This window comes from Providencia sp. PROV116, assembly GCF_028482485.1.
Classification (GTDB): Bacteria; Pseudomonadota; Gammaproteobacteria; order Enterobacterales; family Enterobacteriaceae; genus Providencia; species Providencia rettgeri.
The window spans coordinates 293,111-306,137 of record NZ_JAMPQO010000005.1 but is presented as its reverse complement, the minus strand read 5'-3'; the positions used below and the strand labels follow the sequence as shown (position 1 = coordinate 306,137).

At 39.9% G+C, this 13,027-nt stretch carries 10 protein-coding genes; 3 read left to right on the top strand and 7 right to left on the bottom strand.

Going from position 1 to position 13,027, the window contains the following annotated elements; translation table 11 throughout:
- Positions 1-171 precede the first annotated feature (171 nt).
- From ihfB to seqA, 7 genes are all read right to left on the bottom strand, one after another.
- A complete protein-coding gene (gene ihfB / locus PSE72_RS05605) occupies positions 172-459 on the bottom strand; it encodes an integration host factor subunit beta (RefSeq protein WP_004256221.1) in 288 nt (95 codons plus the stop codon).
- 56 nt (positions 460-515) lie between these two features.
- The gene (gene rpsA / locus PSE72_RS05600) at positions 516-2,189 is read right to left on the bottom strand and encodes a 30S ribosomal protein S1 (protein ID WP_004909559.1); all 1,674 of its coding nucleotides are present in this window, start codon (positions 2,187-2,189) and stop codon (positions 516-518) included.
- 173 nt (positions 2,190-2,362) lie between these two features.
- Entirely contained in the window at positions 2,363-3,046 is a 684-nt protein-coding gene (cmk, locus tag PSE72_RS05595; RefSeq protein WP_004909557.1) for a (d)CMP kinase, read from the bottom strand.
- A gap of 187 nt (positions 3,047-3,233) precedes the next feature.
- On the bottom strand, positions 3,234-4,511 hold the full coding sequence (gene aroA, locus PSE72_RS05590) for a 3-phosphoshikimate 1-carboxyvinyltransferase (RefSeq protein WP_115167643.1): 1,278 nt from the start codon (positions 4,509-4,511) through the stop codon (positions 3,234-3,236).
- Positions 4,512-4,631: 120 nt separating this feature from the next.
- The gene (gene serC, locus PSE72_RS05585) at positions 4,632-5,723 is read right to left on the bottom strand and encodes a 3-phosphoserine/phosphohydroxythreonine transaminase (protein ID WP_004909549.1); all 1,092 of its coding nucleotides are present in this window, start codon (positions 5,721-5,723) and stop codon (positions 4,632-4,634) included.
- A gap of 286 nt (positions 5,724-6,009) precedes the next feature.
- On the bottom strand, positions 6,010-7,644 hold the full coding sequence (gene pgm / locus PSE72_RS05580; RefSeq protein WP_115167644.1) for a phosphoglucomutase (alpha-D-glucose-1,6-bisphosphate-dependent): 1,635 nt from the start codon (positions 7,642-7,644) through the stop codon (positions 6,010-6,012).
- Positions 7,645-7,700: 56 nt separating this feature from the next.
- The gene (seqA, locus tag PSE72_RS05575) at positions 7,701-8,246 is read right to left on the bottom strand and encodes a replication initiation negative regulator SeqA (protein ID WP_004909543.1); all 546 of its coding nucleotides are present in this window, start codon (positions 8,244-8,246) and stop codon (positions 7,701-7,703) included.
- Positions 8,247-8,570: 324 nt separating this feature from the next.
- Here seqA and ybfF point away from each other — a divergent pair, with 324 nt between their 5' ends.
- The 3 genes from ybfF (at position 8,571) to PSE72_RS05560 (ending at position 13,026) form a co-directional block, all read left to right on the top strand.
- Positions 8,571-9,353, top strand: a complete 783-nt coding sequence (ybfF, locus tag PSE72_RS05570; RefSeq protein WP_004909541.1) for an esterase — start codon at positions 8,571-8,573, stop codon at positions 9,351-9,353.
- A 242-nt stretch (positions 9,354-9,595) separates the two neighbouring features.
- Entirely contained in the window at positions 9,596-11,701 is a 2,106-nt protein-coding gene (locus PSE72_RS05565; protein ID WP_115167645.1) for a peptidase domain-containing ABC transporter, read from the top strand.
- A complete protein-coding gene (locus PSE72_RS05560; protein WP_115167646.1) occupies positions 11,698-13,026 on the top strand; it encodes an HlyD family type I secretion periplasmic adaptor subunit in 1,329 nt (442 codons plus the stop codon). Before PSE72_RS05565 ends, PSE72_RS05560 begins: the two co-directional genes overlap by 4 nt.
- The last annotated feature ends 1 nt before the right edge of the window (position 13,027 follow it).

Here is a 13,027-nt window from a genome sequence, read left to right as displayed (position 1 = left end):
GGGTGTTGGTGTTGGTGTTGGTGTTGGTGTTGGTGTTGGTGTTGGTGTTGGTGTTGGTGTTGGTGTTGGTGTTGGTGTTGGTGTTGGTGTTGGTGTTGGTTAGATATAAAAAACAGTGCCGTATAGAATACAAGCACTGTTTTGATGTAATAATTAAGATTTACAGCCTAATTATTGGCCGTAAATATTTACACGATCACGTAATTCTTTACCTGGTTTAAAATGAGGAACATATTTACCTTCTAGTTCCACTTTATCACCAGTTTTCGGGTTACGGCCAACGCGTGGAGCACGGTAGTGAAGAGAAAAACTGCCGAAACCACGGACTTCAATACGTTCACCGTTAGCTAACGTATCCGCCATATGCTCAAGAATTTCCTTTACAGCTTCCTCAACGGTTTTTGCTGAAAGATGAGACTGCTGGCTAGCCAGTCTTTCAATTAATTCAGACTTGGTCATAGTACCTCCCTAAACTACCGTTACAAAGGGACAACACTACTGTTGTCCCCACTTAATTATTCGCCTTTAGCTGCTTTGAAAGCTTCAGCCATAGCATTGTTGCCGAATGCTGTATCTTCTTGTTTGTTCACAGCTGCGACAGCGTCTTTCTCATCAGCTTCATCTTTAGCGCGAACAGACAGGTTGATTACACGGTTTTTACGATCAACACCAGTGTATTTAGCTTCAACATCATCACCAACGTTCAGAACCAGAGTTGCATCTTCAACACGGTCACGTGAAGCTTCTGATGCACGCAGGTAACCTTCAACGCCCAGTGTCAGCTCAACAGTTGCACCTTTAGCATCAACTGCGATTACTTTACCAGTCACGATTGCGCCTTTCTTAGTTGCTGCTAAGTAGTTATTGAATGGATCTTCAGCTAACTGTTTAACACCTAAAGAAATACGCTCACGCTCTGCGTCGACTTGCAGAACAACAGCTGCGATTTCATCACCTTTTTTGTATTCACGAACTGCTTCTTCGCCTGCAACGTTCCAGGAGATGTCAGACAGGTGAACCAGGCCATCGATGCCGCCGTCCAGACCAATGAAGATACCGAAGTCAGTGATAGACTTGATTTTACCTTCAACGCGGTCGCCTTTGTTGTGAGTTTCAGCAAATTGCTGCCATGGGTTAGATTTGCACTGTTTCAGGCCCAGTGAGATACGACGACGTTCTTCATCGATATCCAGAACCATAACTTCAACAACATCACCAACGTTAACAACTTTAGATGGGTGAATGTTTTTGTTAGTCCAATCCATTTCTGAAACGTGAACCAGACCTTCAACGCCTTCTTCGATTTCTACGAAGCAGCCATAGTCAGTCAGGTTAGTAACGCGACCAGTCAGTTTAGTACCTTCTGGGTAACGTTTAGCGATTGCGACCCAAGGATCTTCGCCCAGTTGTTTCAGACCCAGAGAAACACGAGTGCGCTCACGGTCGAATTTCAGAACTTTAACATTGATTTCATCACCAACGTTGACGATTTCGCTTGGGTGTTTAACACGTTTCCAAGCCATGTCAGTGATATGCAGCAGGCCGTCAACACCGCCCAGATCAACGAATGCACCGTAGTCAGTAAGGTTCTTAACGATACCTTTAACTTCCATGCCTTCTTGCAGATTTTCCAGCAGTTGATCGCGCTCAGCGCTGCTTTCAGATTCAATTACAGCACGACGAGAAACAACAACGTTGTTGCGTTTCTGATCCAGCTTGATTACTTTGAACTCAAGCTCTTTGCCTTCCAAGTGAGTAGTATCACGAACTGGACGTACATCAACCAGTGAACCTGGTAAGAACGCACGAATACCGTTCAGTTCAACAGTGAAACCACCTTTAACTTTACCATTGATAACACCAGTTACAGTTTCAGCTTCTTCGTAAGCTTTTTCCAGCATCAGCCATGCTTCATGACGTTTAGCTTTCTCACGAGACAGGATAGTTTCACCGAAACCATCTTCTACTGCATCCAGAGCTACATCGATTTCATCGCCAACTTGGATTTCTAGCTCACCCTGAGCATTTTTGAACTGTTCTACTGGGATAGCAGATTCTGATTTAAGACCTGCGTCAACAAGGACTACGTCTTTATCGATGGCAACAACAGTACCACGGACGATAGAACCAGGACGAGTTTCAATATTCTGCAGGGATTCTTCAAAGAGTTGAGCAAAAGATTCAGTCATATTAATGATCTTCAAGAGTTTTAAATTAACGTCCACTTAGCTTCCCGCCAAATGGGGTTGTTTCACATACCCCACAACATTCCATGTCGCAAGGTTTATGCTATGCTAATAATATAATCACATAGCGATAACTGCGTATATTATCTAATTATAAGCTAAAATAAAGCCTATTATCACGATAATTGTAGAATTTTTTTTGCATAGGTGTGTGCTTTTTCAATAACTTCCCCAATAGACATACTTGTGGAATCCAGCACTAATGCGTCTTTCGCGGCAATAAGGGGGGCAACAGAACGGTTACGATCACGAAAATCACGTTCTTCAATTTCGCTCAAAAGACGTTCAAAATTAACATCAAAACCTTTCTCTTGCAACTGCTTCATCCGCCGATGAGCCCGTTCTTCAGCTGAGGCATCAAGAAAAATTTTTACTGGTGCATCGGGGAAAACCACCGTTCCCATATCACGGCCATCAGCAATAAGCCCAGGTAGAGTTCTAAATGCACGTTGGCGTCGAAGTAACGCTTCACGTACGCGAGGAAAAGTAGCTGTTTGGGATGCCGTGTTTCCTACTGTTTCAGTTCTAATTTGATTTGAAACATCTTCCCCTTCCAGAATGACTTTCAGTACATTGTCTTCAGGAACAAATTTCACATCTAAATTTGCAGCCAAAGGAACTAACGCATCTTCGGATTGGATATCAACATGGTGATGTAACGCAGCTAACGCTAATACACGATAAATTGCGCCTGAGTCTAAAAGTTGCCACCCAAATTCGTTTGCTAATGCTTGGCAAAGTGTACCTTTACCTGCTCCGCTTGGTCCATCAACGGTGATTACAGGGGCTATCGCCACCATAAAAAATCTCCTTTTCTGCAAATAGCCGAGCTACCCGCAATTAAAATCTGTGAAGGTATTATACCAATTCAGCAGATTTGTGAAATAAGCAGGTTCTGATGATTGCTAAATAATAAGAAAAAATTGATATTTGAACCATAAAAATCAGGTTGATATCAAACAAAATAATATCAACCTAATCAATAGATTAATGACTTAAACGTGCCAACTGTTCGAAGTAATCAGGAAACGTTTTTGCAGTGCAGCTGGGATCCAAAATTGTTACTGGCGTATCTGATAATGCAACTAATGAAAAACACATTGCAATACGATGATCGTTATAGGTTTCAATTTCAGCATGTTGTAATTTTTTCGGTGGGACCACACGAATATAATCATGCCCTTCTTCCACTTCAGCACCAACTTTTCTTAGCTCTGTCGCCATCGCATATAACCTGTCGGTCTCTTTTACTCGCCAGTTATAGATATTTCGAATCACTGTTTCGCCTTCAGCAAATAAAGCGACGGTGCCAATGGTCATTGCCGCATCAGGGATCGCATTCATATCCATGTCAATGCCCGTCAATGTACCGCGTTCACATTCAACGTAGTCATCACCCCAACGAATAGTCGCCCCCATTTTTTCTAATACATTGGCGAATTTCGTGTCTCCTTGCAAACTATTGCGCCCAATTCCTGTGACTCGTACCACGCCCCCCTTAATGGCAGCCGCAGCTAGGAAATAAGATGCGGATGAAGCATCACCCTCAACCAAATATTCACCCGGAGATTGATACTGTTGCTGCCCTTTGATGACAAAATGTTCATATTGATGATTTTCGACACTCACACCAAATGTTTTCATCAGTGCTAACGTGATATCAATGTAAGGTTTGGAGACTAACTCGCCAATAATTGTAATTGTTGTGTCTTGCTCTGCACGAGGAGCTGCCATTAACAACGCGGTTAAAAACTGGCTGGAAACAGACCCATCAACTGAAATTTGGCCACCGATAAAACCACCTTTTAAACGTAGTGGCGGATAGTTTTCTTGTTCCAAATATTCAATCTCTGCACCGCCTTCCCTTAATGCATCGACCAAGTGCCCAATTGGGCGCTCTTTCATGCGAGGCTCACCCGTTAAAATAATATTATTATGACTTAGTGATAGCGCAGCAGTCAGTGGGCGCATTGCCGTTCCCGCATTGCCTAAAAATATTTCTAGCTCATCTGGATGAGATAAATTTCCGCCTAAACCTTCCACACGACAACGTGTTTTATCTTCAGACAGTTGGTAGCTAACACCTAACTGGGTTAATGCATTCAGCATATGGCGAATATCATCACTGTCCAATAAATTAGTGAGTGTGGTCGTTCCTTTAGCCATCGCTGCTAATAACAGTGCGCGGTTTGAGACACTTTTTGACCCTGGCAAATTAATTGTGCCGTTAATTGAAGGAATAGGTTGTAATGTCAGGGATTGCATAAAAAGCAGTTTCTCCAGTGAAGGTTGCAAGTAAATAAAATTTGGCTCTATTTTCTTTTAAGTCAAATGCAAAGAGCACAAATAACCGACTGAACATCCTATTTCAATCGGCAAATCTCGTTATTGAGCGTTATGACGTTCGAAATCAGCCATAAAATCAACCAAAGCCTGAACTCCCGCTAATGGCATCGCATTATAGATTGATGCGCGCATACCACCAGCCACTTTGTGGCCTTTCAGCGAAAGTAAGCCTTGTTCTTTGGCTTCTTCAATAAATTTCGCATCAAGAGTTGGGTTTTGCATTTGGAACGGTACATTCATCCAAGAACGGTTTTCAACCGCAACACGGTTAATATAGAACTGGCTATCATCAATTGCATTGTAGAGTAATTGTGATTTTTCATAATTACGCTTAGCCATTTCTTGCAAACCGCCTTGCTCTTTTAACCATTTGAAGACCATACCTGCGAGATACCAAGCGAAAGTCGGTGGAGTATTAAACATTGAATCATGTTTTGCTAATACCGTGTAATCAAATACGGATGGAGTCTGAGGTGAAGCTTTACCGAGTAGGTCTTCTCGGATAATAACGATAGTTAGTCCTGCTGGCCCAATATTTTTTTGAGCCCCTGCATAAATTACACCATAACGGCTTACATCAATCGGTTTAGATAAGATAGAAGAGGAATAGTCAGCAACAATAATTTTATCTTCAGGGAAGTCAGGTTCCTCATGAATAGCTAAACCGCCTATGGTTTCATTTGGGCAATAATGGACATAAGCTGCATCATCACTTAATGGCCATTCTTTCATGGGTTTTAAACTCACTACACCGTCTTTTTCTTCAGTAATTTGAATCACATTAGGAGAGCAGTATTTTTCAGCTTCTTTTGCTGCAGACTCGGACCAATAGCCGCTTACAATATAGTCTGCTGTCGTTTTATCACCTAATAAATTCATTGGTAACGTTGCAAAATGGGCACGTGCCCCGCCATGACAAAATAAAACTTTATAGTTATCAGGGATGTTTAATAAATCACGTAGATTTTGCTCTGCTTCTGTTGCTACTTCGACAAAGTCTTTTCCGCGGTGACTCACTTCCATCACAGAAACGCCTAACCCCTTCCAATTACAAAATTCTTGTTCAGCACGACGCATGACTTCAACAGGTAGCATAGCTGGACCTGCACTGAAATTATAAACCTGACTCATTGACCTCACCCTATCCATCTTCAATTATGGTTAATAAAATTCACTCAGATAGTTAAAGTTGTACCACTCCAAGCCTTTAGCTGCAACGGTTATTGTCAGCAAGCCTAAAAAAGAAAGGGGGTTATTTTTTGATAATGAGGAAAAGAATTTTGTTAATCTTGTCACACTCTCGACAAGCATCATTTTATGGAGAAATTAACAATAAATAAGCGATAATATCCCGAATTACGTCATTGCGCTGTATTCCGGGATATTCATTGTAATGTCTTTTATTGAGGATTAAAAATTAGCGAATAACTTTGCTTACGATTTCAATCGCTTCTTTTTCTATTTGACGTAAATGCTCTTCACCACGGAAACTTTCACAATAAATTTTATAGGCTTCTTCCGTGCCTGATGGCCTTGCTGCAAACCAGCCATAATCCGTCATGATTTTTAAACCGCCGATTGCTGCATTGTTACCTGGCGCAGCGGTTAAACGCTGTGTAATTTTATCTCCCGCCAATGTATCTGCTGCAACCATTTCAGGTGATAATTTACTTAGCTTTGCTTTTTCTTCGTGAGTAGCTTTCGCTTGGATACGGTTATAAATCGGCGCGCCGAATTTCTTAGCGAGATTATTATAACGTTGTTGAGGATTTTCACCTGTAACAGCCGTAATTTCAGCTGCGAGTAAGCAAAGAATGATACCGTCTTTATCCGTTGACCACGGTGTGCCATCAAATTTTAAGAACGATGCTCCAGCGCTTTCTTCGCCACCAAAACCTAATTTACCGCTAAATAAGCCATCAACAAACCATTTGAACCCTACAGGTACTTCGACTAGTTCACGACCGATGTCATTAACCACACGGTCAATCATGGCGCTCGAGACCAATGTTTTTCCGACCGCAACATCTTTACCCCATTGAGGACGATGTTGAAATAAATAATCAATAGCAACAGCAAGATAGTGATTTGGATTCATTAAACCATCTGGCGTGACGATGCCATGACGGTCGTAATCTGGGTCATTGGCAAACGCAAGATCAAATTTTTCTTTCATCCCAAGCAAACCCGCCATCGCCCAACTGGATGAGCAATCCATGCGAATAACACCATCATGGTCAAGTGGCATAAAGCGGAAAGTTTGGTCGAGTTGGTCGTTTACGATTTCAATATCGAGTTGATAATATTCTGCAATTTTTTTCCAATATTCAATACCGGAGCCGCCTAGAGGGTCAACACCAATTTTTAAACCTGACTTAGCAATTGCTTGCATATCAACAACATCACCCAATGCAGAGACATAAGGCATGATTAAGTCTTGCTGGGTCACATATTCGCTTGTCATTGCTGTATCAAAACTGACTCGTTTTACACCTTCGAGGTTATTGGCTAGCAATTGGTTGGCATTTTTCTCAATCACAGAGGTTAAATCGGTATCAGCCGGCCCGCCATTTGCTGGGTTGTATTTAATACCGCCATCTTCAGGTGGGTTATGTGATGGTGTAATCACAATGCCATCTGCAATATCTTGGTGTGATTGGTTATAACTTAAGATAGCGTGAGAGATAGCTGGAGTTGGAGTAAACCCATTATTCTCCTGAACAATAACATGAACCTGATTTGCCGCTAACACTTCAACCACAGTCATAAATGCCGCTTCTGATAACGCATGGGTGTCTTTGCCCACAAAACAAGGGCCTGTTACGCCTTGCTTTTTGCGTAAATCAGCAATTGCTTGTGCAATAGCTAGTATATGGTTTTCATTAAAGTTTTTACGCAATGAGCTACCGCGATGCCCTGATGTTCCAAACTTAACAGCCTGAGATGCATTTCCAGGTTGTGGTTGCTGCGTATAATATTGAGCGGTTAATTGAGCGACATTGATCAAGTCACTTTGAAACGGAAGCTGCCCTGCACGTTCATGTATTGTCACTTGTTTTCTCCCAAAGCACTGATGCTTTGTTATCAACACCAGTGGCCTGTCAGTTTTTAAATAGTATTACAAACTTTTTCAATCACATTGGCTGGAAATTGCATTTCCTGCATGATTGCATCAACCATACTACGCTTACGATTAGTATTCGTATTTGTGATCACCCAATAGGGTGTTCCTGGTATATGACGCGGCTTAGATTGCTTGCCAGCTGCAAGTAATGTTTGCTCATCACCAGCAAAATAAATACGAGTTCGGCCATGCATTAACTCTGTTGCACTCGCAAAACGATTTGCATCTAAACTATATAAGGTAGATAAAATCAACATAAAGCGGTCAATCGCTTTACTTTTTTCTGCATAAGCGTCAGATAACAGAAGCTCTCTAATGACTCTAACAGGATTTAATGCAACAGCAGGTGTACTCATCGCAGGTTCAGCCTTAATGACGGCATGTTCCTGACTAATTTCTTTTGCTTGTACTGGCTGCCCGGATTTGAAATTTAACATACGGCGCAAAATATCCGATGCACTTTCACCGATATGCTGTGTATGGCTCGCAATATAGCGGTAAAGCTCTTCATCAACTTCTATCGTTTTCATTTTTTCCCAGTACTTATTTAACTAAAATTTGCGGTGTGATTATAAGACAGATTTAAAAAAAACAAAACAATTAAAATTTCAATAACTTAAAGTAAACACTTTTCTAAGTTCAAAGATAATTCAGTGGGTTATCATGCCATTAATTTCAATATTTTACTTCCGTGAGCGAATTCAATTTTCTGAAATTTATTGGCTATAAACCTCCTAGTTATCGACTATAAACTTACCTTAGCCAGGATCGCAGTTTATTCGACCATTTGGATTTTACTCAGAGCCGTGACATGATAAGACCACATGTACCACTGACGAATTGATCAAATAAATATGACTGTGTTACTTAACCATACTATCCATAAACCTGAAAATCCAATCTCAAATAGCCCTATAGTACTCATACATGGGTTATTTGGTGACCTCAATAACTTAGGTGTTTTAGGTCGTAATTTACAACAATATTTCGATACGATTCAAATTGATGTTCGTAATCACGGTGACTCATTCCGTGATGAGCAAATGAGTTACCAGCAAATGGCCCAAGATGTTATTACATTAATAAAATCTTTAGGGTACGAAAATGCTATTTTAATTGGTCACTCAATGGGTGGCAAAATAGCCATGGCTGCAACTGCAATCGCCCCTAATTTTATTGATAGCATCGTTGCTATTGATATGGCGCCTGTCGCTTACCAAGTCCGTCGTCATGATAAAATATTTGCGGCTCTTGATGCCGTCACGGAAAAAAATGCGAAAACTCGCCAAGAAGCTACCGTGATTATGCGTGATTACATTAACGAAGATGGCGTTATCCAATTTCTGCTTAAATCTTTTAAACAAGGTGAATGGAAATTTAATTTGCCTGCCCTCAAAGCGAATTATGAACATATTATTGGTTGGGAAACCGTACCCGCTTGGGATAAACCCGTATTGTTAATCCCCGGAGGAAACTCCCCTTATGTGCAAGCAGAATATAAAGAGCAAATAGCGCAACAATTTCCACAAGCCAAAGCATGGGTTGTCGCCGATACGGGCCACTGGGTTCATGCAGAAAAACCAGACCATGTATTAAGAGCTATCCATCGCTTTTTATCTATTCCTGATCCTGAATAATTAATCATATTTAAATATAGATATTGAAAAGACATGTATCTTTTCAATATCTTTAAATATATTTGTAGTTAAATATAATTACTTTATTAATTACACAATAAGACTAACTTCAATACACAGCGAATTATAAACCCTGTATTATCCAAATTCTACTCTACCTTATTACTATCTAGTGCATATTTTATTAATGCAAGTTTGGATTTAAAAATTCAAATAACTTAAGGAATTTATTAATATAGAAAATGGATAGTCTAAAATCAAAATCAACATTATATTTCATTAGTGTCATTGCTAAGTTATCAGGGCAAGTAAATCCTAAAGAACTAGAACAAACACTCAATCAATCTATTGGTTATAATGAAAAAATTAACATTATTAAATCGAAACACAACATTCGCTGTAGGAATAAATATCAGAAAGATAAAAATATAGCTAAAATCGTTTGCCCAGCAATTTTATATAATACCAAAGGCGAAGCTTTTCTATTAGCTAACCGCAATCAAGAACAAGTTCTCATTCAGCAATTTGGGAATAAACCGCCAGAGATATGGAGCATTGACGAGCTAAACCAACAATGGAGTGGCCATTGGTTACAGGTAAACCTTAAACAAGGGAAATTTGACATCACTTGGTTCCAAGCTGAATTTATGAAATACAAATCCATTATTTTGTGGGTTTTATTTTTTTCATTTATATTGCAAATCCTCGCATTAGTCTCCCCTATTGTTATGCAAGTGATTATGGATAAGGTGCTCGTTCATAATAGCTTAGTCACCTTGGACGTTTTAATTTTTGGGTTAATGGTTGCTGCACTAATAGAAGTAACGTTAAAAGGGTTACGTGAATATATTTATCATCATACAGTTAACCGTATTGATATGACACTGGGCTTAAAGCTAGTTAATCATTTATTAAGATTACCTATTCCCTTTTTTAAAAGTAGGCAAATAGGAGCGATTGTCACTCGCGTAAAAGAGCTCGAAACTATTCGTGAATTTTTAACCAGTAGTTTTTTCACGCTATGTGTTGATGTGTTGTTTTTATTTGTATTCATTTTCGTGATGAATTTGATATCCACGACACTCACAATAATATTTTTGTGCTCTATACCTTTTTATCTTTTATTGGCTTGGTGGCTAACGCCTAAAATCGAATCTGCCGCACAGCAACAGTTTACTAATATCGCCATTAATACCTCTTTTTTGACCGAAAGTATTAATGGGATAGAAACCGCCAAAAGTTTATCCGTCGAACCGAATTTTACGCGTCGCTGGGATGGTCAAACCTCAGATATGAGCCAAACTAACTTTGTAGCAGGACAAATTAGCTCCCGTTCCGAACATCTCGTAATGGCTATCGAAAAAATTACCAGTGCGATTGTATTGTGGGTTGGTGCCTCTGAAGTTTTAGCATTGCAGATGACAATTGGCCAACTTATTGCTTTTTATATGATGGTTAATCACGCTAACCAGCCCCTCATCAAACTGACCAAGCTATGGGGAGACTATATTCGCACTAGCGTCGCTATCGAAAAACTTTCCCAGATTATCAACTTACCCATCGAACAATCTCAGCAAGAAAATAAATTACCTCTTCAAGGGCATTTAAACCTAAAAAATATCTCGTTCCGCTACCAACCGAACATGCCGTTTGTTCTAAAAAACTTTAATTTAAATATTAAAGCGGGGGAAACCATTGGCATTGTTGGTACTTCAGGGTCAGGTAAGAGCACCCTTGCTAAATTATTACTACGGCTTTATACCCCTGAAAGTGGAACCATTTTTGTGGATGGCACTCCCATATCCGCGATTAACTTACACTCTCTTCGTCAGCAAATTGGTATTGTGTTGCAAGAGAATTTCTTATTCAGCCAATCTGTTTTTCATAATATTGCTCAAACCTCACCTAATGCTTCCATGGATGAAGTGGTTCATGCCGCCAAAATGGCGGGAGCACACGAATTTATTTTGAAATTACCCAAAGGCTACGACACCGTTCTTGCTGAGGGGGGATCATCTCTTTCTGGCGGTCAACGCCAACGCATTGCAATTGCTAGAACGCTGCTTTCAAATCCTAAAGTAATTATTTTTGATGAGGCGACTAGCGCTTTAGACGACGAGTCCCAAGCGGTTATTCAAGAAAATATGCAGTTCATTGCCAAAGGAAGAACCATCATCACAATTGCTCACCGCTTATCAACCATTCGCAATCACCAGCGGATCATTGTGATGCAACATGGTGAAATCATTGAGCAAGGTAGCCATCAGCAACTTATTGAACAAGGTAATTTTTATAAACACTTGTGGACTCTACAGCAGTCTCTGAAATCAGACATGGACGTAAAATGAAACATCGATTAGACAAAAACCGTTATAACAGCTTTTTGCCTTCACACTTGGCGATATTAAAAACTCCCCCATCTTACTTGGCACTATACGTCGCTATTTCTATTAGTGTGGGTATTTTTCTTGCTGTGACTTGGTCGTTTTTTGGTAAGTTGGATATTCAAGCCACCACGCAGGGTAAACTTATTGTTTCAGGGCGAACACAATTAATCCAAGCGTTTGAATTAAGCCGTTTAGAACATATTCATGTTACTGATGGGCAAACCGTAAAACAAGGCGATCCTTTAATTACCGTCAATGTGTTAGGTGTTGACCAAGATATTCTAAGTTTAAATTATCAACACAACTTCCATTTGGCCGAAATAGTAATTTATCAAGCATTGATTTCACAACAGCCTATTGAGCAGTTACCTCTATTTAATCAATTAACTGAACTAGAGCAAAACAACACGCGGGCTAGCTATCAAACACAAAAATTAGAATTTGATTCATTAATGAATGAACTTAATAATGAAATTCAATTGAATACAGTCAATCAACAAGCCCGAAAAGATGAATTACTTACCATCAACTCCCTTATTGTCAATATCAAAAAACGCCTCGATGCACACCATTCGTTAACTGAAAAACAGTTAATCAGTCAAAAGGAATTTTTAGAACAAGAGCGAGAGCTATTAATCGCTAAAAAAGAAAAAGTGACCAAATTATCTGAGCTTTCAATTCTAAAAAGCCAGCACCATGCCTTAAATGAAAAGATAGACAGGATAAAAGCCCAAAAAAACCAAGAGTGGGATGAAAAATACAAACAAGCTGACTTTAAGCGGGCTTCCCTTGAGCAAGAACTATTAAAAAATAAAGAAAGAAATCAATTAGAAATTATACGGGCCCCCGTTGATGGCACTATTCAACAGCTTGCTACACACACTTTAGGAGCTGTATTGCAACCCGCACAGCAACTAATGGCTGTTGTTCCTAACAATAATGTTCAATTAGCTGAAATTAAAATCTTGAACAAATACATTGGGTTCATCCATGAAGGGTTGAGAGCAGAGGTGAAAATAGATGCATTCCCTTACACGCGTTATGGCACGATTGAAGGTGAAGTGATTTCCATATCGCGCGACAGTACTCTCGATGAAAAGCTTGGATTAGTGTTCTTAGGGCAAATTGGTCTTAACCAAAAAGAACTATCCGTTGATGGTGAATCTATTGAACTAACTCCCGGTTTATCCATTGTGGCAGAAATAAAAACGGATAAACGCCGTATTATTGACTACTTGCTTAGCCCTATTAATGAATACACCTCAAACGCGATGAGAGAAAAATAAT